20 protein-coding genes are annotated in these 24,376 nt (G+C 45.3%); 6 read left to right on the top strand and 14 right to left on the bottom strand.

The window, feature by feature from the left end; all coding sequences use genetic code 11:
* Window positions 1-9: 9 nt before the first annotated feature.
* The 3 genes from rfbB to ACPUEK_RS05895 form a co-directional block, all read right to left on the bottom strand.
* Entirely contained in the window at window positions 10-1,086 is a 1,077-nt protein-coding gene (gene rfbB / locus ACPUEK_RS05905; protein WP_425642640.1) for a dTDP-glucose 4,6-dehydratase, read from the bottom strand.
* Between the two features lie 48 nt (window positions 1,087-1,134).
* Window positions 1,135-1,713: a hypothetical protein gene (locus ACPUEK_RS05900; RefSeq protein WP_425642639.1), complete on the bottom strand. Its 579-nt coding sequence runs from the start codon at window positions 1,711-1,713 to the stop codon at window positions 1,135-1,137.
* Between the two features lie 88 nt (window positions 1,714-1,801).
* Window positions 1,802-2,167, bottom strand: a complete 366-nt coding sequence (locus ACPUEK_RS05895) for a DUF6447 family protein (protein WP_425642638.1) — start codon at window positions 2,165-2,167, stop codon at window positions 1,802-1,804.
* Between the two features lie 290 nt (window positions 2,168-2,457).
* On the opposite strand from ACPUEK_RS05895, the gene ACPUEK_RS05890 reads away from it, so the two are divergent.
* The 4 genes from ACPUEK_RS05890 to ACPUEK_RS05875 all read left to right on the top strand — a co-directional run bounded on the left by ACPUEK_RS05890 (window position 2,458) and on the right by ACPUEK_RS05875 (window position 8,158).
* Window positions 2,458-4,167 (top strand): type I secretion system permease/ATPase, encoded by a 1,710-nt coding sequence (locus ACPUEK_RS05890; RefSeq protein WP_425642637.1) that lies wholly within the window; start codon window positions 2,458-2,460, stop codon window positions 4,165-4,167.
* A 35-nt stretch (window positions 4,168-4,202) separates the two neighbouring features.
* Complete coding sequence (locus ACPUEK_RS05885; RefSeq protein WP_425642636.1) at window positions 4,203-5,657, top strand: HlyD family type I secretion periplasmic adaptor subunit; 1,455 nt, start codon at window positions 4,203-4,205, stop codon at window positions 5,655-5,657.
* Window positions 5,658-7,073, top strand: a complete 1,416-nt coding sequence (locus ACPUEK_RS05880) for a TolC family protein (protein ID WP_425642635.1) — start codon at window positions 5,658-5,660, stop codon at window positions 7,071-7,073.
* A gap of 170 nt (window positions 7,074-7,243) precedes the next feature.
* Entirely contained in the window at window positions 7,244-8,158 is a 915-nt protein-coding gene (locus ACPUEK_RS05875) for a hypothetical protein (protein WP_425642634.1), read from the top strand.
* 92 nt (window positions 8,159-8,250) lie between these two features.
* On the opposite strand, the gene ACPUEK_RS05870 is transcribed toward ACPUEK_RS05875, so the two are convergent.
* The 7 genes from ACPUEK_RS05870 to ACPUEK_RS05840 all read right to left on the bottom strand — a co-directional run bounded on the left by ACPUEK_RS05870 (window position 8,251) and on the right by ACPUEK_RS05840 (window position 15,642).
* Window positions 8,251-9,051: a SapC family protein gene (locus tag ACPUEK_RS05870; protein WP_425642633.1), complete on the bottom strand. Its 801-nt coding sequence runs from the start codon at window positions 9,049-9,051 to the stop codon at window positions 8,251-8,253.
* Between the two features lie 41 nt (window positions 9,052-9,092).
* On the bottom strand, window positions 9,093-9,488 hold the full coding sequence (locus ACPUEK_RS05865) for a hypothetical protein (RefSeq protein WP_425642632.1): 396 nt from the start codon (window positions 9,486-9,488) through the stop codon (window positions 9,093-9,095).
* A 61-nt stretch (window positions 9,489-9,549) separates the two neighbouring features.
* Window positions 9,550-9,945 carry a hypothetical protein gene (locus tag ACPUEK_RS05860; protein WP_425642631.1) on the bottom strand — a complete coding sequence of 132 codons (396 nt, stop codon included), beginning with the start codon at window positions 9,943-9,945 and terminating at the stop codon, window positions 9,550-9,552.
* A gap of 181 nt (window positions 9,946-10,126) precedes the next feature.
* Window positions 10,127-10,906 carry a hypothetical protein gene (locus ACPUEK_RS05855; protein ID WP_425642630.1) on the bottom strand — a complete coding sequence of 260 codons (780 nt, stop codon included), beginning with the start codon at window positions 10,904-10,906 and terminating at the stop codon, window positions 10,127-10,129.
* A gap of 997 nt (window positions 10,907-11,903) precedes the next feature.
* Entirely contained in the window at window positions 11,904-12,353 is a 450-nt protein-coding gene (locus ACPUEK_RS05850; RefSeq protein ID WP_425642629.1) for an REP-associated tyrosine transposase, read from the bottom strand.
* A 154-nt stretch (window positions 12,354-12,507) separates the two neighbouring features.
* Complete coding sequence (locus ACPUEK_RS05845; protein ID WP_425642628.1) at window positions 12,508-13,536, bottom strand: phospholipase effector Tle1 domain-containing protein; 1,029 nt, start codon at window positions 13,534-13,536, stop codon at window positions 12,508-12,510.
* Window positions 13,537-13,665: 129 nt separating this feature from the next.
* Window positions 13,666-15,642, bottom strand: a complete 1,977-nt coding sequence (locus tag ACPUEK_RS05840; RefSeq protein WP_425642627.1) for a matrixin family metalloprotease — start codon at window positions 15,640-15,642, stop codon at window positions 13,666-13,668.
* Window positions 15,643-15,819: 177 nt separating this feature from the next.
* Here ACPUEK_RS05840 and ACPUEK_RS05835 point away from each other — a divergent pair, with 177 nt between their 5' ends.
* A complete protein-coding gene (locus tag ACPUEK_RS05835; protein ID WP_425642626.1) occupies window positions 15,820-17,265 on the top strand; it encodes a choice-of-anchor L domain-containing protein in 1,446 nt (481 codons plus the stop codon).
* A gap of 88 nt (window positions 17,266-17,353) precedes the next feature.
* On the opposite strand, the gene ACPUEK_RS05830 is transcribed toward ACPUEK_RS05835, so the two are convergent.
* The gene (locus ACPUEK_RS05830; RefSeq protein ID WP_425642625.1) at window positions 17,354-18,973 is read right to left on the bottom strand and encodes a lipase family protein; all 1,620 of its coding nucleotides are present in this window, start codon (window positions 18,971-18,973) and stop codon (window positions 17,354-17,356) included.
* Between the two features lie 1,270 nt (window positions 18,974-20,243).
* Here ACPUEK_RS05830 and ACPUEK_RS05825 point away from each other — a divergent pair.
* Window positions 20,244-22,226, top strand: a complete 1,983-nt coding sequence (locus tag ACPUEK_RS05825) for a hypothetical protein (protein WP_425642624.1) — start codon at window positions 20,244-20,246, stop codon at window positions 22,224-22,226.
* A gap of 296 nt (window positions 22,227-22,522) precedes the next feature.
* Here ACPUEK_RS05825 and ACPUEK_RS05820 read toward each other — a convergent pair whose 3' ends face one another.
* The 3 genes from ACPUEK_RS05820 to ACPUEK_RS05810 all read right to left on the bottom strand — a co-directional run bounded on the left by ACPUEK_RS05820 (window position 22,523) and on the right by ACPUEK_RS05810 (window position 24,232).
* Window positions 22,523-22,903, bottom strand: coding sequence for a hypothetical protein (locus ACPUEK_RS05820; protein ID WP_425642623.1), 381 nt, complete (start codon window positions 22,901-22,903; stop codon window positions 22,523-22,525).
* A gap of 89 nt (window positions 22,904-22,992) precedes the next feature.
* Window positions 22,993-23,970: a transposase gene (locus tag ACPUEK_RS05815; RefSeq protein WP_425642622.1), complete on the bottom strand. Its 978-nt coding sequence runs from the start codon at window positions 23,968-23,970 to the stop codon at window positions 22,993-22,995.
* Between the two features lie 52 nt (window positions 23,971-24,022).
* A complete protein-coding gene (locus ACPUEK_RS05810; protein WP_425642621.1) occupies window positions 24,023-24,232 on the bottom strand; it encodes a hypothetical protein in 210 nt (69 codons plus the stop codon).
* Window positions 24,233-24,376: the final 144 nt, after the last annotated feature.

Raw genomic sequence — 24,376 nt, 5'->3', positions numbered from 1 at the left:
CTGTCCATCCTATTTGCCTAAGCGATCAAGTTTGTAATCGCCATTCAGCACACGTTGCCACCAAGATTCGTTTGCTAAATACCACTGTACCGTTTTACGCATGCCTGATGTAAACGTTTCCTCAGGCTTCCAGCCTAATTCATCGGCAATTTTACTGGCATCAATGGCGTAGCGCACATCATGACCCGGACGGTCTTTAACATAGGTAATCAGATCACGATAAGCAGCAACGCCGTTAGGCTTGTTGGGCACTAACTCTTCTAGTAAATCACAAAGCGTATGAACGACTTCAATATTACGCTTTTCATTATGGCCACCGATGTTATAGGTTTGCCCTACTTCACCTTCCGTCACTACCTTCACCAAAGCACGTGCATGATCCTCCACATACAGCCAATCACGTATTTGTGAGCCATCACCATACACAGGTAAAGCTTTACCTGATAATGCATTCAAAATCATGTGCGGAATCAATTTTTCAGGAAAATGATAAGGACCATAATTATTAGAGCAATTTGTCACAATTGTGGGGAAACCATAGGTGCGCAGCCACGCACGAACAAGATGATCAGAACTGGCTTTACTCGCCGAATAGGGTGAACTTGGTGCGTAAGATGTTGTTTCCGTGAACATCGGCAAGTCACCGTCTACCTCATCAGGGTGAGGCAGGTCACCATACACTTCATCGGTTGAAATATGATGAAAACGAAACGCTTGCTGCTTGTCTTTGCTTAAATCCGACCAATAACGTCGAGCCACTTCAAGCAGCGTATAAGTACCAACAATATTGGTTTGGATAAAGTCACCAGGGCCATCAATAGAACGGTCAACGTGACTTTCAGCCGCCAAGTGCATCACGGCATCAGGTTGATGCTGATTAAACACTTTTGCTAATGCTGCGCCATCGCAGATATCAACTTGCTCAAACACATAACGAGTCTGAGTAAGTTCAACTGGAATCGAGTCTAGATTACCTGCATAAGTCAGTTTATCCAGGTTAACTACTTCATGATCCATCTCTTGTAGTACATGACGCACCACCGCACTGCCGATAAAGCCAGCGCCACCTGTGATTAATAGTTTCATAGATATCTCTGTAGGAATTTGCCAAAGTGATTTATGAAAAGCCGTTTTTTAGTGTAAAAACGCCGTATTACTAGGCAAATCCTCCTCAATTAGAGGCAACCATTCAGGCCAATGACAAGACCAGTCGGCATTTTTAATGGAATCCCTAAGAACGATCAAAAAATGACTGGCTTCTATAGAAGTCATGGAAAATATATAGGAGTCCGTTGAAGCTTCAGACTCCCATTTCATGCGTATGCGTTGTTTATCAAAAGATAAATTAGCTTTAGTACACACCCAAGTGACCGCATCTTTCTGTCTTAATTCCCTTTGCGTTTCAATCCTATCTAAAGCATTGTCATGACTCTGAGCGGACGCTGTTCCGGCATCAGCAGAGCCATCTACTTTTGACTTTACTGCAGAATTTTGCTGTGAACTTTTCAGCGAGGACGCCATAAAACTCTTAGTTTGAGACGTACCAAAACCCGCATCAACAAGCCATTTAGTTAAAGCAGGGAGTAATTGATGCAGCATTCTTTGCGTCAGCCAAAGCTGGTGTGTTGATTCTTCAGTCACACACTTAAGACCAACTCTATCTTCAACAGGCGAATAATTGAACGCCACATTTTTAACAATAAACTCAGTCATAACTTTCGTAATCTGCTGCTAATTATAAAATAACGGAAGAAATCGTACTTCTAAGCCCGTATCGGGCCAATCAAAATAGAAGTGAAGCTTATTCAGAAACCGATTCCGTTGCTTTGGTTTTTGCAGGTGCTCGCTTACGAGTTGGGGCTTTCTTAGGCTCGGTAGAGCTTGTTGCCGTTTTACGGGACGTCGTACTTTTCTTCGCAGGTGAAGCCTTTGTTGCCGTCGTCGTGCGCTTGCGAGTCGTTTTCTTTGGCTGTTCGACTTCTGGTTGCGGCAATTCATTAACCAGCTGGCTAACAAAACCATTACGAGCCATTTTCACCATTGTTAATTCGGCTTCTAACTGATTAATTTTGCTATCACAAAATGCTACTGAGTTCGCCATATTCTTAGCATTATCAGACAATTCGTTCATGTCGTACTGTTTACCTTCTACAGTCAAAGTCGCCATTTTTTCTCCTAAAATTTATTCAAAAGGGCACACAATTTAGCATATATTACAGCACAAAACAGGCCGTTCTCGTAACAAGAACTAACATCTGATTGTGATACAAATTTACAAGTTGGTAGAATAGCCAAAGCAAATGCAAACAGAAGTGAGTTCGGTCACACATAGCGGAACAGACTTTGATATTGTTGCTCGCCATTGTGGGGGTTGCAATCGACAAAAACGTCCACATCTATCAGGCACACGATAACTTTCGTTTCATAACCGTAAACATACATAAGACAGAATTCTTTATGAAAAACTCAAATGCAGTCGATGATCTAGGGAGTGCCCTCAAGGCGAGTAAGCGAGGCTTCATCGCCGCAGGCTTCTTCAGTCTCTTCATCAATATACTAATGCTTACCGCTCCATTCTATATGCTTCAAGTATATGATCGAGTTGTCACGTCGCGAAGCTTAGAAACCTTACTGTTTTTAACCATTATCATGGTATTCCTATTCGGTGTGCTCGGGGTTTTGGAATGGGTGCGATCTCGTATTTTAGTAAGGGTTTCTAACCAGATCGACCAATTCCTAAGCCATCGTGTATACACCGCCATGTTTAATGCGGGTGTTAAAATTCCAAATCAACGTACATCGCAACCACTAAATGACTTGACCAGCATTCGTCAGTTTCTAACCGGCAATGGTCTTTTTGCGTTTTTCGATGCCCCTTGGTTCCCTATCTACATTGCTTTGCTATTTATGTTCCACACAGCATTTGGCTGGTTCGCACTGGGTGCTGGTGCAGTTCTATTGATCATTGCTGTTTTGAACGAAAGATTCACTAAAAAGATGTTGACCGAAGCCAATGGAGAAAACATCAAAGCGCAGAACCTAGCATCTAGTAACTTACGTAACGCAGAAGTTTTACACGCTATGGGGATGTTGCCAGGAATCATGGGGCGCTGGAGTGATCAGCATAAGACATTTCTAGGAAAACAAACCATCGCAAGCGATCGCGCTGGTGTGTTTTCGAATTTGTCTAAAGTACTGCGCATGATTTTCCAGTCTTCTATTCTAGGCTTAGGTGCTTACTACGTAGTTATCAATGAAATGTCTCCAGGCATGATGATCGCAGGTTCAATCCTACTAGGCCGCGCATTGGCACCTCTAGACTTGCTCATTAACAGCTGGTCTGGCTTCAACAATGCGCGTAGCGCACGCACGCGCTTACAAGAATTGCTAACGGCTTTCCCCGAAGAAGATCGCAACATGAGCTTGCCTGAGCCGACAGGACAAGTAGATGCTATTAATCTTTTTGTGGGCCCAGCAGGCTCTCGTACTCCAACCCTTAAAGGTGTGAATTTCGAGGTCTACCCTGGTGATCTTGTTGGCATCATTGGCCCAAGCGCAGCAGGTAAATCCTCTTTAGCCAAAGCAATTCTAGGGATTTGGCCGACCCTAAACGGAACGCTTCGTATTGATGGTGCTGAAGTACAACACTATAACCGTGACGAAATCGGCCCTCATATTGGCTACTTACCCCAAGACATTGAACTGTTTAACGGGACTGTCAGTGAAAACATTGCCAGATTCGGTGAAGTAAACTCTGATCTTGTTGTTGCCGCTGCGAAAAAGGCAGGTGTTCACGAAATGATCTTGCAACTACCTGATGCCTACGATACGCGCATCGGTGTTGATTCAGGCGCACTGTCTGGTGGTCAGCGCCAGCGCGTAGGCCTTGCTCGTGCGCTATACGGTAAACCAAAAGTCGTTGTCTTAGACGAGCCAAACTCTAACCTTGATGAACTAGGTGAGAAGGCACTGAGTGAGACGATGCAAATTCTGAAACAGGAAGGTGTCACCACATTTGTCATCAGTCACCGTACATCGATTCTTAAGAGTATTGATAAGCTCATGGTACTTAAAGAAGGTCAGATGCAAATGTTCGGACCAAAAGAAGAAGTTATGCAGAAACTGATGTCGCAAAAAGCATCAGAACAGACAGCACTTAGAGCCTAACCTCTTTTATAAGCAAAGAATTTGAGACCGTAAAAATGACGAAACACACAGACAAAGATACTGAGCTAAGCCAAGAAAGTTCTGGTCAACCGCTTGCAAAAATAGAAACTGCTAAGGTACCGGCTTCTGAGGCTAAATCGGGAAGTTACGTAGAAAAATCTTCTGCACAACCAGCCAAAACAAGTGAAGACGAAGTCCCTACTGATGATCGCCGCTATGTTAGATTCGGCATCATCTTTCTAATACTAACACTTGGCCTATTCACGCTTTGGGGCACTACTGCACCGTTAAACAGTGCATTAATCGCCCCAGGTGAAGTAGTGGTCGATAGTTACCGTAAAACCATACAGCACTACGAAGGTGGCATCATCGAAAAAATCTTCGTGCGCAATGGCGACTCAGTTAAAGCTGGAGACCCTCTGATTCAGCTTGAGAATGCCCAGTTTCGAGCTCAGCTTAATAACAGCAACAAACAGCTACAAATCGCCCGAGCAGAGCTTGAGCGTCTAAACGCCGAGCAAAATTTTGAGACAACCATCCGTTTCTCTGAGTCACTTCGAGAAGCAGCCAAGCAAGATGATGACATAGCCAATGCTCTCAAACAGCAAAGCAACCTTTTGAACGCGCGTATCTCTGCTTATCAGCAAGAAGCCAACTCATTAGAAACACGCTTAGAACAAACGGATGAGCAAGTAAGTGGTATGGAGGCACAAATTGATGGTCTAAACCAACAGCTTGTTTTACTCCGTGAAGAAGAAGAAGCCTATACCACACTGTATAAAGAAGGCCTAGGTGACAACAACCGTGCGCGAGAACTGAACCGCTCTATTATCTCAACTCAAAATGAGATCAATAAGCTGAAGTCAAATATGGCGCAGCTAAAGATACAAAACACGGAAACGGAACTGCAAATTGCAACACGTAAACAAGACTACCTTAAAGACGTTGGTGATCGTTTAAAGCAAACCCAAACAATGTACTTCGACCTACAAGAAAAGTACCAAGTGGCACGAGATCGAGTTGAGCGTTCGATTGTACGTGCGCCAGAAGATGGCACCATTGTTGATATGCAAGTGCATACGATTGGCAGCGTAGCCAACTCTGGCCAAGCTTTAATGGACCTAGTACCTTATGAAGACAGTTTTGTCGTTGAAAGTCGTGTTATGACCAATGACATTAACGATATTCACATCGGCCAATTAGCCGACATTCGTTTCTCTGCCTTCAATGCAAGCATTACTCAAGTCATCCAAGGGGAAGTGATCAATGTCTCCGCTGACCGCCTGCAACAGCGGGAAGATCAAGCGCCCTATTACTTAGCACGTATCAAAGTAACGGATAAAGGTCGTGATGATATGAATGCTGATCAGATGAAGTTGATCCCTGGTATGCCAGCTGAAGTCATGATTCGTCGCGGTGAGCGAACCCTATTTAGCTATATTATCAAACCAATCAAAGACAGCTTCGCGCGAAGCTTGAAGGAGAAGTAAATGCCCATTCCATTCAAGCCCCAGCTTATAGCCTTGATAGTAAGCTCTACCCTTTCCTCAGCCGCGATAGCCGAGGAAATTCAAACAGTTAACTCAACGGTTCAGACAACAGGCTTTGTTTCCGCGTTTAAACTGGCTAAAGAGCATGACCCTCAGTTGAAATACGCTTTTTACAACTATCAAGCAGAGCAAGAGCAAGACGACATAGCGCTGTCTCAACTGCTGCCTAATGCTAAGCTAAGCGCAAGTTATGTTAAACAAAATGTTGACGATGACTACACTCGAAATAAAGCAGATGTACCAATAGATCCGAGTACCGGTGAACGGGCAAATGCGGCCCGTTATACAGCGACACAAGATTACTCCGTCTATCAACTAAATATTCAGCAAAGTCTAATAAACGTCTCAGCTTGGCAAGCTTATGGCAGTGCGAAAGATGCAGTAAAACAGTCGCAGTTCACCTATACCCGAGCTGAACAAGAGCTTATATATCGGTTAAGCCAAGCCTATTTAGAGGCCCTTACTGCAGCGCAACAAGTTTATATTTATCAAGATAAGCTTGAATCCTTACAATTGAAGCTTGATCAAACCGATCGAATGAATGAGCTAGGAGTTGGAGGTCGTCTAAACGTACTACGTGCTACCTCTAGCCGTGATGTGGCGCGTAGCGATTTACTGCAAGCAAAAAGTCGCTACGAAGACGCAAAAACCAATCTAGAAAACTTAACAGGTAGTAAGGTATCCATTCCGAAAGGCTGGGTTGAAAACGGCTACAAAGTATTCCCTCGCTTAGTAGGTGGCACCGAACAAGAATGGCTTTCTAAAGTACAAAATAACGCGGAAATTCTTGCAGAACTATCAAATGTTCGTAGCAAAGAAGGGGAAGCAAGTTCCAGTCAATCAAAGCATCTACCAACACTGGACTTGTCACTGTCTTACGCTGACCGTAACAGTCCGGATAGATATGAGTACAGCGAAAACTACACGGCCTCTATTGACCTAACGATCCCTATTTATTCTGGTGGACGTACGTCAGCGCAATCACGCCAAGCGGAAGCGGCCTATAACGCAGCGCAAGCACGTTATGAGCAAGCTATTTCTGAAAAAACTCAAGCGGTAAAACTTGCCTTTACCCAGTTAAGCTCATTCCGTGAACGCTTACAAGCACTTGAAGAATCACGTAAATCCAGCCAAGCTTTTCTTGAAGCGGCAGAACGCGAAGCCGATCTTAGTTTAGGCAGTCAAGTCGATGTTTTAGAAGCTAGAACAGAGCTTTATGATGTGCGCTTAGAGTTTGCAAACACTCTTTCTGACTATTTAATGTCGAATCTAAACATTCAACTTGAAACAGGTCAGCTGAGTGAATCGACTCTACAAGAGTTCGATACTCTTTTTGATTCGAAATCCCATCTATGAGATATCAGAATTGATAATACGCCCTACTCTGTCATTATCAGTCTTTAAGCTAAGGCAACTGCCTTAGCTTTTTTTTGTCTAAAAACCACAATACCACTTCAAACATATTAAGCCGGCGCTATAATACTGATCACTATTCGTTCTTTTTCACAGATAAAAAGGAGTTCACCATGTCTGCATCAGAATTACTGGCCCAATACGGCGTTACCTTTCAACAAGCTCGGGAGTTTATTCACAACAATCTAAACTTTCCAAGTATTATTTACAGCACTGCTGCCCAATACGGTATTACCTACGATATGCTAGGTGAACTATATGCAGACGGCGTTTCTGGCGCAGACGTAAAAAGCTTTTTCTCATCGAAAGGATATTCAACCGAAAGCAACATGCCTATCAACATGATGATCACTCCTATTGAACCTGATGATGTTGTAGTGGATGACATTGACTTAACACTAGACAGCGTGCTTAACCTTTCCGGTGAAGAGATCCAAAACTCTGACTGGGACAGTTTGATTACCGATTATCAAACAGCGCTGGCAAATATTGATTGGAGCGCGTGGAACACAACCTTAGAAAGCACGCTGGCAAACTTTGACTGGGAGGCATGGGCCGCTGAGCTGCAAGAGTACGCGAACGCCCTAGCCAGCGATGGCAGCTGGATTGCACAACTTGAGTCGTCCTTCAATAATATTGATTTTGATGACTTATTTGATGACTCTGCATGGGAAGATGTGTCCAGCAATCTTGACGATATCGACTGGAGTAGCTACACAGCCTACTTACAGCAGTTTGGTATGACAGCAGAGGAAGCCAGCAGCATTATTGAGCAATCAATGGGATCGATTGATTGGGATCAAATTGAACAGCAGTTAAACAATTTTGACTGGACGGCTTATAGTGAGCTTTTGGCTAACTTTGATTGGTCGGGCTATGCAGATCTTTTTGCTAACCTAGACTGGACGGAGTACATGCAAAGCATGGAAAACCTTTACAGCAACCTTGATTATTCTGCGCTTGCGGATATATCATCACTGATTGGCGTATCATCTAACGAAATGACTCACCAAGACACTATCGCTTAAGGCTTTCTTTATAGCCAAAAGAATAGGCCTCTTCCTTACTCAAAGGAAGAGGCCTAAAATTATCTAGCGTTTCACTTTGTGTGACTTAGTCATTAAAAAGAAAACACATCGTTACCGTCATCGCCATCAAATAACTTATCAAGATCAACTTCAGCAACTTCAGGCTTTTTAGTTTGCTGCAGATATTGAAGATAGCGTGTCTGCAGGTCTTTCACTCTTGCCATACTAAATAATTGCGCATAAGCGATACCAAGCGCTCCTGACTTAGCTAACTCACTAAGCGACTCTGGTGCTAATTCTTGTAATGCTTTTTCATTAATGCGTGACAACCCAAGTAACTTACGCACATCACTCTCTTCAGGGCCAAAACGTACATCAATCGACCACGGCTCAATGAGATTCAAATCTGCCAACTGCTTTACCAACGTATCCGTTTGAATCTTCTGAGACAAACGCTGTTGCATAAAGGTAATCAACGGTTTCATTGATTCATTCGGCTCACCATCATCGGTCAGGATTCGCTGACTGGGTGAGACGGCTTCTTCTAAGAAGAAATCAGACTCTACATCAAGTGCTAAAATATGGCCACCGGAGCCATTACTCATCATTTGAAATGGGTAACTTCTAAAGGCGGCAGGAATGTAAGGTACCATCCACTGATTCGCAGAGTTGATAAACAGATTGGTATTACTTTCTAACGAAAGCATCGCATTAAGATGGTAGCTGTCCTTACCATCGGAAACAAAAGCCAAAGGATAATAAGGCAGGACTTGCCCCAGCTCCGCCGCTAAAACAGAAGCAATACTATCTTGCTTGGCTTGCGGGTAGCCACTCGGTGCTACCCAACCTGACTTTGCGTGTTTTTCTTTGCTAAGCGCTTGCCAATTCGGCATTACAAATACTCCCAAAAACTCTACAAATGTATTAGGACGTCTTAACCTAACACAGCACTTTTGACGGCTTGTCCATAACCCATTAGAGCGGTTTCAGCGATGGCTAAATCCACATCCAAACGTTGAATATGTTTATCACACTCTTTCACAGAGCTAAAATGATTCAAGGCATCTTGCGATAAAGACGCTATTGGATAAGCACGGTTGTTGACGCGAATGACTTTGGCTTCGCTTAATTGAGCCTCATCTACCGGCTCAGGTAACAGTGCTGAGAGTCTAACGACATAGGCGTTACGAGCGGTACTAAACATGCCAATGCGGCGCTTTAGCCGACCGACTTCTTTCTCTGTATAGCGGTAAGCGACTGTTGTACTTAGATCCACTTCCGACAAATCGTCAGTATTGAAACGCTGACCTTCTAAAATAAACTCAGACATAACTGCCTCATAAAAATAAATCGCAACCCACAAAGCAAGCTGCGATTTTAAAAAAGGGTTATTATTCGCTGTCTAGAGCGCCTTTAAGCGCGACAGCGTAAGCATTGCGAGCGGTTTTGATAATCGCGACTTCAGACTGCAACTGCGTAAGTTTTTGATCTGTTAATTGCAAAGACGCAAGTTCCGCTTTCGCTTTATCAGAAAAATCTGCTATACGATATGGACGCTCATTAATAAGCACGACCCCTTCGTCAGACTCTTTTGCATCGACTGATGCTGGAAGCGCAGCTTCCAACCCTTTGCCGTAAGCATTGCGTGCTGTTTGCGTCATGGCCAAACGCGCATTCAACAAACCGATTTCTTGGTCCGCCACTTGGAGTGACGAAAGCTGAGCACGTGCGTGATCGCTCAAGTTATCCAATTCGTAATCCGTGCCATCAATTGTAATATTAGCCATGAAAAAAAATCCTATATAAAGTATTCACTGGTTTATTCGATTAAAGCCTCATCGTTTGGATGAGGTTTTAAAATTTGATAAGTACTTTATAGTTATGGATTGTTTTTTTTCAACCCAAGCGGTATCCAAAACACGCAAATATCAAACTGAAGCCTTAACCTGTTGACAATACAAAAACGAATTACACGATGGTGAAGTACGCTGACTCAGACTCTTGCACAACTTGACCGCCCACAATGCTGACTGAACTGGTTGAAGCCCCCACTGCTGATACATTTAAGCTCGAATAGGCATCCAAGCTCTCAATAACGGACGCTTGATTATTGGTGGCCTGCAAATAATCTTTAATGTCGTCACTATCAACCGAAAACACCAGCTGATCATTCATAACATCAATACTAGCCTGCACCGCATTTTGTTTTACTGCCTCAGTAATCGCCAAAGTGTGCGACTCTGACGTTAAGCTAAACACCACACTCGAATCACTCATCACACTAAAATTAAACGCCATATCTCTTTGAGCATCATTGTTAAAATCAAACAAGATCGAGTAAGTGACGGTCTCACTGACATCTAAATTAGCAATATCAAAACGCCCTTCGATCTCACCCACCTGAAAATCAATCATAGCTTGCTCAATGTACAGGTGGTCCGGCACGACTTGCAGATCGCCCACGACTATCGCATCACTGCGTTCAAAGCCATAAAAGTACATTCCATGGGACAAAGCACTCTCAGGGTCTGTTTCAAGAATGGTGCTATCGATCCCTTGGGAGCGGAAAAAATCCACGACCTGATACTTGCTGGCACCGCCATAAATATCACCCAGCATTTCATTCGTAATACCAAATGATTGTGCCGTAGAGAAAATAAAATCGGGGCGATTGAGATTGAGCAAAATAAAGTTCTTCGCCGCTGCGATGGAAACCCCATATTGAGCGAGATGCTGTTCAGTAGACATGAGACACTCCTTTCCCTTTGTAAAGATCCCCTTAATATAGCGTCAATAATGAAAACATAGTAGATATTAATACCTTTATCGCAGATGAAACCTGCTCGTACGAGCGCATTGTATGCGCGATAGGCTTTTGGCTGCTGAGTCACTTTTGATCGCAGGTGGAACCTACTCGTACGAGCGCATTATATGCGCGATGGGCCTCATTGGAGGCCTAACCGCTTGATCGCAGATGAAACCTACTCGTACGAGCGCATTATATGCACGATGGGCCTTATTGGAGGCCTAACCGCTTGATCGCAGGTGAAACCTGCTCGTACGAGCGCATTGCATGCGCGATGGGCTTTTGGCTGCTGAGTCACTTTTGATCGCAGGTAAAACCTGCTCGTACGAGCGCATTGCATCCGCGATAGGCTTTTGGCTGCTGAGTCAGTTTGATCACAGGTGGAACCTACTCGTACGAGCGCATTGTATGCGCGATAGGCTTTTGGCTGCTGAGTCAGTTTTGATCGCAGGTGAAACCTGCTCGTACGAGCGCATTGCATGCGCGATGGGCTTTTGGCTGCTGAGTCACTTTTGATCGCAGGTGGAACCTACTCGTACGAGCGCATTGTATGCGCGATGGGCCTCATTGGAGGCCTAACCGCTTGATCGCAGGTAAAACCTGCTCGTACGAGCGCATTATATGCACGATGGGCCTTATTGGAGGCCTACCGCTTGATCGCAGATGAAACCTGCTCGTACGAGCGCATTGTATGCGCGATAGGCTTTTGGCTGCTGAGTCACTTTTGATCGCAGGTAAAACCTGCTCGTACGAGCGCATTGCATGCGCGATAGGCCTCATTGGAGGCCTATCGCTTGATCGCAGATGAAACCTACTCGTACGAGCGCATTGTATGCGCGATAGGCTTTTGGCTGCTGAGTCACTTTTGATCGCAGGTAAAACCTGCTCGTACGAGCGCATTGCATGCGCGATGGCGCTTTTAGGCTTAGATTGCAAGTATCATGGATTAATATAAATACAGTCCCAATGTGGATACATCCCCACTTCTGTTACTAAAAATGCTCTTTTAGGGTTCGCTATAATATAGCGCGCTATATGGAGCAACTGCCTTTCATCTCGTATAAAGCTGTCGTAATAACCTCTGTTCCAAAACACTTTAGGGATTGAGTTTTTTGAAACATGGCGTTTAATAGAAGACACCAATTTATCAGGTGTCTTTGAAACCGATTGCGCCAACCAATGCACGTGATCAGGCATGACCACAAACGCTATAGTGGAAGACCACCCTTGCTCATCGGAATAACTCAAAGCCTTGATCACCTGCCTTGCTGATAGAAAATCCTGAAAATATGGGACGTTATTTTCTGTTGAAAACACAAGATGATAAGTGCCCCCTAGATCATATATACGACCCCGCCTTAACGATGAATACCCTTTCTCTAACCGCATCCGTTCATTCCTTGAACTATTGAATTTAAAACATAAAAGGATTAAAACAAACGATCTCAATCCATTCAACTTCATTGACTCTTTGACCTAAATAAGCACTAAATAGCAGATGAAACCTACTCGTACGAGCGCATTGCATGCGCGATTTTAGTGCTTAGTGGTAACACCAGCCCAAAGCGGGCTTTTGCAACATCGCCGCGGGTTGATAAGGCTGCTTTGCCATGCGCTTAAACACGCTGCGGTGCCACAAAGGATGCGTTTTTTGACAAGGTGTATTCCCCCGTAAAACATGGCATTTTCGCGGGGATAATGTTGCTCGAGCAAAATGGCCGAAGCGCTGTTGGTAATGCACAGTTGCGGTGACTGAGGGCGTCATTTCTAATAACTTAGACCAGTGTTCAAGACGGTAGGGGTTGTTACGAAAGAGCGGCAGTTGCTCCGCCGAATGGTAAAGCGCTTGTCGGTCGAGACGCAGGGTGCGCGTTAACCAACGCGCCATCACACCAAAACTCAGATCCGCAAGGCCATCACGACGAAACCCGCCGCCGACATCACTATGAACACCAGGCATCCAAAGCTCTGCAATACGGTCATCATGATTCATCAAGGTGGGGCGAAACGCTAAACGCTGTTCATCTAACGCCACTAAATGCAGGGCAGATTTAACACAGCGGGGTAACGTGCAGCCGTATTCAAATACGACATCGCGCGTTGGACGTTGAGTCTTATCTAAATTGGGCCAGCCAATCGATGCCACGGTATCCATGACCGCTTCGATCACAATAGGCTGTTTAACAAAGGGATTAATCAATGCCGCAAATCGTCGTGCCAGAGCCGCCCCGCGACTGAAGCCAATCAACACCACCGCTTTGATATTGGGGTGGTAGTGGCTTTGAAAGTCGAGCAACGCTTGGTTGAGAATATTGGCTACATCGGCATTTTCGAACGCAAAGCCCGTGTTTAACCAACGCTCAAGCACACTGCCATAGGTGCCAACGCCCGCATAATAAAAAGACCGATTCGACGACAACACTCCCAAGCGTCCATCGCAGGGGCTCAAACCGCCTCCCATTAACACATGAGATTTTAAAACATTCGAAATGCTCTCATCTTCATAGGACGCGGCATACGCATCGCTGGGATCATTACAGGTACCATCAAAATGAAAAAAAAGAAAAGACATAGCCACTCCCTGTTTCGCTTATCTTAGAAACAGGGAATCATAAAAGACGCTATTAAAATTTACGTTGAGACAGAGCAGCGTTTTGAATCACAAGTGCAATCTGCTCATACGAGCAGATTGCATGCGCAATTACACGGTGTAGGTTTGATCGGTGTATTCAATCGTTTCGATGCCGATGAGTTGGGCGCCGAAGTTATTTGCGGCGATATAGTAGCCGGTTTCGTCTTCGAACGTTTCCACCTCCGTCGAGGCGATAGACAAGCGTACGGTATCGTTGCCACTGCCGCCATTGACGGTATCGAACCCGCCGTTCCCGAGAATAATCAGATCATTCCCCGCGCCAGTGCTGATGCTGTTATCCACCTGATTATCCGTCACAGTGTCGTTACCTTGACCAGTAATGACGTTCTCAATAACAGCACCTTTAGCAATGCCTAAATTATGTTGATTTAAAAACGCGCCTTCCCCTTGCGACACAATAAAGTTTTCTAAAGTGTCATAAGTGTTGGCACCTAATCCTGCCGCCTGAGCCACCAAAACCGCTTCTTGAGCGGTTGTACGCTCTGAAATAGATGATAAGGTGTAGTCGGATAGATCAATCGTACTCGCAAATGCGGCATCGCTGGCATCAATAGTATCCTCACCGTCCGCGTCCCAAATCGTTAGGTAATGACTGTTTGTAGAGTCAAACGAGCGCGTGCTTTCATCATAGCGATACACAGTATTGTCTGTATTGGTAGACAGATCGGCACCGTACGCCACTTGTAACGCCGCCACATCGAAAATACCTAAATCCGTACGAAAGCCATTCACAGTATAAAAATTATACCCACCGCCACCAGTTTGTTGCGCTTCGGTCGTCCACATACCCACTTGAGTATACGTCATCACAGTGTAATTTGAATTGTCGACCGCTGTTGGCATTGCAGGGGAACCTTCAAAGGAATGATCCATTCCCATCGCGTGACCTAGCTCATGTAAGATGAGCAATACACCGTATTTGTCATTTAAAAAATAATCAGCCTCTTCAGTATTTTGACTGTTGGCGTCTAAGAAAACATCACCGCCCGCGCCACTCCCTGGGTAGTAAGCATAAGCCGCCGTATTGGCATCTTGATTCACCGCTGACACTCGCACATCTGCACTGACCCCAGAACTGGTTTTAATTAAATCTAGATTAATGTATTGGTTTTGAGTGGCTGCAACACGTTCAAATGCCAACTGCTCAAGCGAAGTAAGCGCACGCCAACCGCCGCTGTCACCACTGTTAACATGATCGCTTGGAATACTGCTCGGAAAACCGTAGGTAAGGCTGGCCTTATCCCAGAGTGACGACTCCTCTAATAAGGTATTTACATGCTGAGTCTGCGAGGTCGGTAAGCCATCGACACTGTTCACTTGGTAACTACGAGAGTGGGCAACGGTTTTCGCATTACTCACGGGCTCTTCTGGCTGCACCTCATTTTGCTCTAATGCAACGGTGTAAGTATTGTCATTAAAACCTGAATTCGCATCACTATGGTACACCTCGATAAAATACTGACCGGCTTCTTCAACCGTAAACGTATGATCAAACGACATATCTTCCACGGCTATGCTGAATATTGGCGCATCCATGACATTATTTGCCAAGTACAAATCTGCGATAATCGGCGTAGTCGATGTCACACCGTCAACAAGATCATTGATGCTATAAGTGTACTGTCCAGGATCTAGCGTCATTTTGAAAACATCAACATCCCCCGCCTCTTCGAGCACCCCACTCAATGTCATAAAGCCAAGCGCTGTGGCCGTGTCATCTTGTTGATTAGCATGATCATCAACAACAGGTTCTTCATCTATCGGCGTATCAGGCTCGTCTGTCGGAAACGCTACAAGCGTATCGCTTACAATACTGGAAATTGTTAACAGTGTATTACTACCTGTCGGTACATTCGCACTGATACTAGGATTTGAAGCCAATACGACGGACAACTGAACAGAACTGTCCGTACCCGCATCGATCGCTTGCTGAAGACGCGCAGAAAGCACTGAACGCGCGATAAGCGATAAATTGGCGCCCAAACCATTCGCCACCCCATCTAAAATTTGCTCACCCGTTGCCATAATTTAACTCCATACTGTTGAATCTATGAATTACTTTATTATTGCTAGGTTGTCTGGCATTGCCACAACTTGTTCAAGTTTTTACAAAACACAAACAAAAAGAACTGATTTAGTAACAAAGCCATGTAAAATATGGTGGTATTACCTCTTATTAACATGGATTAAAAGGAATTCGTTATGGCAAATGAGCTACACGCTACTTCAATCGTGGTTTTGGAAAACAACGCTTTGAATTATTTGGCGCCAAATGGCATTTCAGGGATGCAGCTAGTCAATGGCAGCTTGAACTTCACTGGTTCTAGCGAAGCCGTATCGGTTTTTGACTCGCTTGATTTTGGTTCAGGGCTGACCATAGACAATCCCGGCATTTTGCTAACTTCTGGTGACGCCACGCTACCACGATACAACGGTGTATCAAATTATGGACCGAGTCACTCTTTACCTGGAGACACGGATCTGGATGAAGTAGTTCAAACCGCTTTTGACAGCGTGAATGGTGGCTTTAGTACCACCACCAACGATGCCGCTGTACTTGAATTTACGCTAAACCGAACCAACGACACGGCTAAAACGCTCGCTGTTGACATCATGTTCGGTTCAGAAGAATACCCAAACTACATTGATAGCTTCGTTGATGCCGGCGGCGTATTTATAAATGGCGTAAACTACGCCTTCTTTAAAGCAGACCCAACCCTTCCATTAAGTGTCACGTCTAAAAATGTAGAGTCTGGTTCTTTTATAGACAATACCAATGATACTCACAGCATTGAGTACAATGCGATCAGTCGTACGCTAACCCTGTTCATCCCCTTAGCCGATGACCAAGACACGTTTGATATCAAACTGGCGATCGCGGACTCAGGTGATCACATTTTGGACAGTGGTTTATTTGTGTCTGACATTCGCACAACCACCAATGCCATTGATGGCTTCTATACTTCCGTCAAGCCACTTGGCACGAGCGATGACGTGGTGTCTGTTGGTGACGATACAGCGACGTACTTTACCTCTTCTGCAGGCTTACACTCGTATACTGGCAGCACCCAAGCCGATGTATTCGACTTTACCGGTGGCGGGTTTAATACCATTAAAGGCACGTTAGAACAGATAAACGGTGACCAAGTCTTTAACTTTACTAACAGCTCGCAATTGGCAGTCCAAGATAACCTCACGGCTGACATGATCACGGCGGAGCAAGGATCCGCGATCATCACCATTGATAAAGGTGACGGCAATGCCTCTACTATCACCTTTAAAGGTGATTACCAAAACCAATCCTTGTTGCTGTCAAATAACGGACAGGAATCCGTGATTACCTTGTACCAAGCAAGCGGCGCGGATATTGGTCAAGGTATGGAATTGTTAGTGGGTGCGAACTTTAATCCGCTAGTCGATAAAGTCATCGAGACACGCCTGCAAACGGCGCTGGACGCAGGTGCTAGCAGCATGCAAATCGCAACCGTCTTAGCCTACTACGAAGAAATCTCACAAAATGAGATGTTCGAAGGCGGCTTAAACCCTATCTTTGCGATTCGCGACGCGGTGCAAACCTTAATTGATAACCCCGTAATGCCAGAAGGCAGCGCCATCATCGACATTGTTGGGACATCAGTGGGCGAGTAAGCTGGAGCGGCATCGCCAGCCACTTAGTAAACGAAAAGCGCTTCTATAAACATAGAAGCGCTTACTTGAGAGCCGTCCAACAACTGTATCAAGCTATATAAGCGTGACCAGAGAAGTCCAAATCTCCCACACCAATTAACTGAGCGTCAGAGTCCGACGTAACACTTGGCGACTCAGGTACGGTAAGGCCTGCTTTTGCTGCGCTAGCTTGCATGTCGCTCACAATACTGGAAATGGACAAAATAGCATTACTGTCGGTCGGTAAAGCCGAGCTAATCATAGGGTTCGATGCCAGAACTACGGATATCTGCATTGAGCTACTCATACCAGCCTCCGCAATCTGCTGCAATCGAGCGGAAAGAAGCGTATGCACCAGCGATGATAAGCTCACACTGAACGCTTCCATCACCCCATCTATAATCTGATTCGAGTTGTCTTGGTTAGCATTGTCTTGTTGGCCTAGCGAAATAGTGGTGTCTGAAAATTCTAAATATTCGATCCCAGTAAAACGATAAGACCCTGACGAAAAAGAGAGATAAGAAATCTCATCCAAGTCATTCAGCGTGTGCGTATATTGATCACTGGCTGCGTTAAACACTAACGTGTCGTCACCAGAACCACCGATTAACAGAGCATTGGTAGTGGCGATAATGCGATCGTCCCCCGCGCCACCGTAGACAAAGTCATAGTTTGAGCTGCTGCCGTTTAGCACATCGTCCTGAGACGCCACAATGTAATCGCCGTCCTGCTGCTGCCCTGCTAAATACACACCTGTGGTGGAATAGTTTGATACTTCATCCAAAATCCGCGACCAAGCTTCCTCTTCTAAAGCATGAGCGATAGCTTGATAGTAATCCATGGCATGATTGGCATCACGATAATAGTAAAATGGTAAGTGATAATCTGGTGTATTGAGCGTTTGATCACCATAAAAACGAACCACCTGACCGGGGCGGTTGTTGTCTAGAAAAACATCCCAAGATTCGCTGACCGGATCTTTCGCAATCTCAATTTGGGTAATGCGACTATCGTCATAATAGTCTTTACGCCACACCGTACCCAAAAAGAATGAGCGATCCTCAATAAAAGGCGCGGCCGCAAACACAACCGATTCAAGATTCGCCCCAAGGCTATAATTAGAATGTTTCGACATGTATTCGAGCGCCATGGAGCCCCCCATACTGTGCCCCGTCACATAAACATTCTTTACCTCAGAGTGATCGTCCAAGTACTCATTTAAACCATTAAATAAGCGTGAAAAATAACCATAATGCTTATTCATGGTATCTGAGGAGAAGAAGTCAATCGGTTCCCAGTGATCTTTATCAGGATGGTATTTATCGCTTAGGTCATTTGGATTCTTACCCAAGCCTTTATCATCGGAGTCATTAGTACCACGAAACGACACCACTAACGAATCACCTGATCGAGCCACAAACGCCGCCGCATTGGCATGGGTGTAGTAACCATTTTCCATGGTGTTGGTTGTGGTAAAGCGGGTGCTGCTTGAGGTGTACTCAGACTGGTAAGTGGATAGATTAAAATCCACCGGCTGCCAGCCATTCTCCAGCAAGCTAGAATACGCTTCCTGCGCTCCGGGGCTAGGGTCGTTAATCGCCTTATTTTCCCAATATTGCACGGCATACGCCGCTTTTGAGAAATCCGCCAAGGTTTGAATCTTACTCGTGTCCGTATTAAACATTGTCATCCATAACATCCTGATTAGTTAAGGCGCTATTTTATACAACTATCAATCTTTACAAAATCCTTAATGTTGTAAATACCGAATTTTTGAAGATAAAACCTGATCGGCGAGCGTATTGTCTGCGCAATTAATTTATAGGTGCGAAAGGCCTTTGATCGCAGATGAAATCTGCTCGTACGAGCGCATTGTAGGTGCGAAAGGCCTTTGGTCGCAGATGAAATCTGCTCGTACGAGCGCATTGTATGCGCGATAGGACTTTGGATCGCAGATGAAATCTGCTCGTACGAGCGCATTGTATGCGCGATAGGACTTTGGATCGCAGATGAAATCTGCTCGTACGAGCGCATTGTATGCGCGAAAGGCCTTTGATCGCAGATGAAATCTGACCGTACGAGTGCATTGTATGCGCGATAGGCCTTTGATCGCAGATGAAATCTGCTCGTACGAGTGCATTGTATGCGCGAAAGGCCTTTGATCGCAGATGAAATCTGCTCGTACGAGTGCATTGTATGCGCGATAGGCCTTTGATCGCAGATGAAATCTGCTCGTACGAGCGCATTGTATGCGCGATAGGACTTTGATCGCAGATGAAATCTGACCGTACGAGTGCATTGTATGCGCGATAGGCCTTTGATCGCAGATGAAATCTGCTCGTACGAGCGCATTGTATGCGCGATAGGACTTTGGATCGCAGATGAAATCTGCTCGTACGAGTGCATTGTATGCGCGATAGGCCTTTGATCGCAGATGAAATCTGCTCGTACGAGTGCATTGTATGCGCGATAGGCCTTTGGATCGCAGATGAAATCTGCTCGTACAAGCGCATTGTATGCGCGAAAGGCCTTTGATCGCAGATAAAACCTGCTCGTACGAGTGCATTGTATGCACGATAGGCCTTTGATCGCAGATGAAATCTGCTCGTACGAGCGCATTGTATGCGCGATAGGACTTTGATCGCAGGTGAAACCTGCTCGTACGAGCGCATTGTATGCGCGAAAGGACTTTGACTTGTTGTGTACGTGGGGCTGGCATTGAAAAACCATGTTATTTCATAAAGCAATTCTTGAACAATATTTACTAAAACAAACCTTGCAAACACGTATCATTCTCTTTAGCCTCCCAAACTAATAACCATAACTCATGGATGGAGCTTATGCGCGGTATTGCCTCGTCAACATATCTACCCCAATATTCCCATCCAGACTAAACTTTTTTCAATAAACGCATCCTGCGTTGCACATAACGAAAACACATGCCATTTCAAGGAAGCAAAATGAGTATAGAAGCGACAAAACAATACCAACTATTAGATACTGGATCCTATCTCGTATTTGCATCGAAGCCAATCACCGAGCTAAGTGAAGGTGAGCAAGTTACCTTTACCATTGAAAGAACGAGCAACCTGAGTACAAGCGAGACGGTGCACTGGGAAGTCACCGAAGCAGGTGATGCACTACAGCAAATTCTGCAAATCCAAGGCACCTTAAGCGATACCTATATCAATGGCGATCGAAGCACTGCTCTACTCAGTAGTTTTGCCTCCGATATGGCGGGTGACTTGGTATTCTCAGCTGGACAGAAAAGCGCCAGCATGACCGTTGCGACACACGACGACCCAAGCATTTCAAGCAATCCTTACCGCTCCTTTCCTCTGGTGTTAACACCTGAGGATAGCGAGTCATTTTCAGTTAACTATGGGATCGCAGATCAACAAAGCCGGACCATTGAATTGATACCGAATCAAGCCGCAAAATTCATGACCGAAGGCGGTCAAGCCGTCGAAATCCAAATAGCGCTTGAAACAGATACACCCTACACTTTAACCCTGAATGAATTGCATGAGGGCGGCGATGTCACAGCAAACGAGTCCCCCTTTACATTAGAGTCGTTTGAGACATTTGCTATTTACAGCCCAACCGGCGTGCTTGTTACACCCACCTTAGCAAAAGATGCCACCACGATTACTTTTACACCGACAGAGTCAGGTCAATACCGCATCATCTTTGTCGGTGACCGTGCTACGCATGATGTGTCCATTACTGAAAAAGACAGCGATGCGCTAATCACCTATGTCAATTTCGCCAACGATGACAGCCAAGTGACCACAACGGATACGTCCTATGATCTGGAAATATTCACTGATACACTACATCGCGAGCTCTCTTTGTACTCTTCGCTAGACCCAACACACATCGAAGAAGGTGAAGAAACCATCATCACCCTAGAGCGCTCAAGCAATCTGGATGTTGATGAAACCTTTGTCTGGGCCATCAACCTTAATAGTCTATACAATTCCGACTATGGTCAAATAGATTGGGAGAGTTTGGAAAATCAATGGCCAAAGCCAGAGTTACCGGAGTATTACCTTCCATCTTATCAACAGGCCGATTGGGCCGATGTTAACTCACCATTAACGGGGCTGTTGCATTTTGCCGCAGGTGAATCACAAGCGTCGTTTGCCTTTTCAGCCACAGATGACAACGTTCTAGAGTTTAATGCGGAGGGCATTACCTTGGCGTTAAGCCCAATCTCAGAGCTGCCCAACATCGCTGGACGTACGTATACAGTGAATTATATGGAAGAAGTAAGCGAGGGTGTTTTTGAACAACGTACAAAAGTAATCACCGAAACCGTCACGCCTGACTTCGTTCTCGCCAATGACGGTATCAATACCACATTAATCATCGCTGATAATGAAAGTCCGCAACAAACCATGTCCGTCGACGATCACCTTACCTTTGTTCAGAGCGAAGCAACCCCGGTTGAAATCAGCATCGAATTCGACACACCAGGGCAATATGTCTTCGACTTAGCTTTAGTGCAAGACGGTAACTACCAAGGTGAAAACCGAGCCGAAATCACTATTTTTGACAGTCAAGGCAATCAAATTGATACCTTATACACTGACCATGAGGTACTTGTAAGCTTTAACCTCACGGCACAAGACACGGGACAGTATTCATTTGTATTCGACAGCGAAAAAGGGGCGGAGAAGTTTTCTTTAGACGTCTACAAAGATTACACAAACGACGCCTTACAGTTCTTTAACAACGATGAAGAAGCACTCGCGCAAGCCGCTGAATTAGTGTTTGATGCGGTAGCAGATAATTATATTGCAGGACTCCACCAGCACGCGCAAAACCTTGGCATAGATGCTGCCCTATTTTCAGGAATCGTAAATTCGGCAGGATTGAACGGTGTCAGCATCCACGACGTAAACCAATACTTCTTAGACGCAGGCTTAAGCCCACTTTAGTTAAACTGCACCACGCGCGATTGGCCTTTTATCGCGGGTGAAACCTGCTCGTACGAGCGCATTGCATCCGCGAAAGGCCTTTGATCGCAGATAAAATCTGCTCGTACGAGCGCATTGTATGCGCGATCAGGCCTTGGGTGGCTGAACGACTTTGGATCGCAGATGAAATCTGCTCGTACGAGCGCATTGTATGCGCGATGATCTTTTGAAGGAACCTTGCTGTACGAGGGAAACATACTCACATCCCCAGCCACTTTCCCGCGGAGATACCAGTTTTTTAAGCCTAGCTCTTCTTGCTAATTATCTAGACACATCATCACCTGCTCGATCTCTTCCGCCGTCAATAGAATACGTGCACCGAATATATCGTTCAGCCAATTATTGACAGGGTATTGATCCTCTCTCGAAGCATTTCGCTCTATTTTATCATCAATACTTTCTCGAGTTTTCACTCTATAGAAGAACTTTAATGCAATCTCTGCCGACATAAGATAATCATTAATGCACTCGTGCAGCGTTAAACGATAGGTGTAAATGTGCTGTACGGGGACTCTGGCAATCGTTCTTAAAAGGTTCACTTTCTCTATCTTGCCCGATTCAAAATAGTCATTGGAAAAATCAGAATGCAGTTGGTTAATCGCGCAGATTAGCTGCTTAACCTGATTGACTTTATCCATACCCCTCTCCGCAACCATTGATGTATTTCAGCGAGTTTAGGGACTGTTTGCCAAAATCACAGGATGAACCTAACGAAAGATAAATCGCTCTACGCCGCAAACATCTTTCGATAGCAGCCAATCCCCGCACGGCGCTTACGCTGGCGCTTTTGACAATAAACCGTTAGCACTTCTTCCCCTCCCACAGCTGAGTAAGTATGCGCTTCAAAGCCATTGGCAATCGTTAACCAACTCTCTGCCGAGATATTCAAACGCGCTAAAATGGGGGCTTGGGACAGATCTATACGGCCCCGTTTATTGGGATGCAACGCCCTACCCGTCAGATCCACTAAGGCCAGATAATCCACTAATTCAAACGGCAGGCCATCCGGCTGATCCGCCCTTGGGTTCCCCACAAACGGTTGCAAGTTAGTCGGCTGCTTACCATGTTGAGCGATACGCGCCCGTTGCTTGATACTGGTGTAATCCGACTGTTCTGGGGTATCCGCCATGCACGCTCTGACTGGGTTTAGATCCACATAGGCCATGCACGCCATCAACGCCGCCTCATCTAACAGTGCTTGAGACTTAAAACGCCCTTCCCAAAACCGACCAGTGCAGCCATCCTCTTGATTGGCACGACGGGCAATTGGCTCATTTAGCTCCCGCATAAACCAACTAATATCCAATAACCGCTCGCGATATTGTGCCACCGTTGCCTCTAACAGAGGTTGCAAATACTCCGGCACGCCACCCTCTTTGATAAACTGCTGCGTCACCATCGTGCCCTTATGTAACTGATGCCAACGCTCGATCACCTCACGATCCGACCAACTGTGCGCTTTGCTTTCATTCACATGCAATATTACATGGGTGTGATTGCTCATGATTGCATAGGCGCACACCTCTACCGCAAAAATTTGAGCAAGAAACATCAACCGTTCTTCGACCCAATATCGACGATGTTCGTAGCTTTTGCCGCTCTGTTTATCGTCACCGCACAAAAATGCGCGACGTACACAACGGGAAACACAATGGTAATACGGGGTATCAGCAAGACTGACCTGCTGCTTGCGGGCTTGGGGCATTGTTATCCTCCTTGTCGTATAACATCCTGATTACTTAACTGAACTGACTAACCTAAATCAGCATGGAAACAGAAATCGTCATATCAGGATCATGTTGGAAGAGTAACGAAACGAATACGATCAACCACTTCAGCAAACCAAACCACAGCGACCGATCACGTTTATGGGACTGGCAACTTTTTACCAAATGACACGGGCTCGCATCCGCACAGCGCTGACGACATGGTGCCAGTGACGTTTTCTTGCTCTTCTGTTTAGACATATCGACTCTACTCCATGAATATCGAAACCACTGTTTAAGCATACAGTAGATAATGGAAAAGGCGAGTAAAGCGGATTGAGGGAGATCAAATTTTGATCACTTAGAATGGGTGTCTTGATTATTTATAAAATTGGGTACTAAAGT

The sequence above is a fragment of the Marinomonas gallaica genome (assembly GCF_049821165.1).
Lineage (GTDB): Bacteria > Pseudomonadota > Gammaproteobacteria > Pseudomonadales > Marinomonadaceae > Marinomonas > Marinomonas gallaica.
The sequence above is the reverse complement of the archived record's forward strand: the minus strand, read 5'-3'. Positions and strand labels throughout refer to the sequence as shown.

What these genes read in the sequence shown, in the direction of transcription:
- rfbB (WP_425642640.1), bottom strand. Translation starts at nt 1,086, where the DNA reads ATGAAACTATTAATCACAGGTGGCGCTGGCTTTATCGGCAGTGCGGTG.
- ACPUEK_RS05900 (WP_425642639.1), bottom strand. Translation starts at nt 1,713, where the DNA reads ATGACTGAGTTTATTGTTAAAAATGTGGCGTTCAATTATTCGCCTGTT.
- ACPUEK_RS05895 (WP_425642638.1), bottom strand. Translation starts at nt 2,167, where the DNA reads ATGGCGACTTTGACTGTAGAAGGTAAACAGTACGACATGAACGAATTG.
- ACPUEK_RS05890 (WP_425642637.1), top strand. Translation starts at nt 2,458, where the DNA reads ATGAAAAACTCAAATGCAGTCGATGATCTAGGGAGTGCCCTCAAGGCG.
- ACPUEK_RS05885 (WP_425642636.1), top strand. Translation starts at nt 4,203, where the DNA reads ATGACGAAACACACAGACAAAGATACTGAGCTAAGCCAAGAAAGTTCT.
- ACPUEK_RS05880 (WP_425642635.1), top strand. Translation starts at nt 5,658, where the DNA reads ATGCCCATTCCATTCAAGCCCCAGCTTATAGCCTTGATAGTAAGCTCT.
- ACPUEK_RS05875 (WP_425642634.1), top strand. Translation starts at nt 7,244, where the DNA reads ATGTCTGCATCAGAATTACTGGCCCAATACGGCGTTACCTTTCAACAA.
- ACPUEK_RS05870 (WP_425642633.1), bottom strand. Translation starts at nt 9,051, where the DNA reads ATGCCGAATTGGCAAGCGCTTAGCAAAGAAAAACACGCAAAGTCAGGT.
- ACPUEK_RS05865 (WP_425642632.1), bottom strand. Translation starts at nt 9,488, where the DNA reads ATGTCTGAGTTTATTTTAGAAGGTCAGCGTTTCAATACTGACGATTTG.
- ACPUEK_RS05860 (WP_425642631.1), bottom strand. Translation starts at nt 9,945, where the DNA reads ATGGCTAATATTACAATTGATGGCACGGATTACGAATTGGATAACTTG.
- ACPUEK_RS05855 (WP_425642630.1), bottom strand. Translation starts at nt 10,906, where the DNA reads ATGTCTACTGAACAGCATCTCGCTCAATATGGGGTTTCCATCGCAGCG.
- ACPUEK_RS05850 (WP_425642629.1), bottom strand. Translation starts at nt 12,353, where the DNA reads ATGCGGTTAGAGAAAGGGTATTCATCGTTAAGGCGGGGTCGTATATAT.
- ACPUEK_RS05845 (WP_425642628.1), bottom strand. Translation starts at nt 13,536, where the DNA reads ATGTCTTTTCTTTTTTTTCATTTTGATGGTACCTGTAATGATCCCAGC.
- ACPUEK_RS05840 (WP_425642627.1), bottom strand. Translation starts at nt 15,642, where the DNA reads ATGGCAACGGGTGAGCAAATTTTAGATGGGGTGGCGAATGGTTTGGGC.
- ACPUEK_RS05835 (WP_425642626.1), top strand. Translation starts at nt 15,820, where the DNA reads ATGGCAAATGAGCTACACGCTACTTCAATCGTGGTTTTGGAAAACAAC.
- ACPUEK_RS05830 (WP_425642625.1), bottom strand. Translation starts at nt 18,973, where the DNA reads ATGACAATGTTTAATACGGACACGAGTAAGATTCAAACCTTGGCGGAT.
- ACPUEK_RS05825 (WP_425642624.1), top strand. Translation starts at nt 20,244, where the DNA reads ATGAGTATAGAAGCGACAAAACAATACCAACTATTAGATACTGGATCC.
- ACPUEK_RS05820 (WP_425642623.1), bottom strand. Translation starts at nt 22,903, where the DNA reads ATGGATAAAGTCAATCAGGTTAAGCAGCTAATCTGCGCGATTAACCAA.
- ACPUEK_RS05815 (WP_425642622.1), bottom strand. Translation starts at nt 23,970, where the DNA reads ATGCCCCAAGCCCGCAAGCAGCAGGTCAGTCTTGCTGATACCCCGTAT.
- ACPUEK_RS05810 (WP_425642621.1), bottom strand. Translation starts at nt 24,232, where the DNA reads ATGTCTAAACAGAAGAGCAAGAAAACGTCACTGGCACCATGTCGTCAG.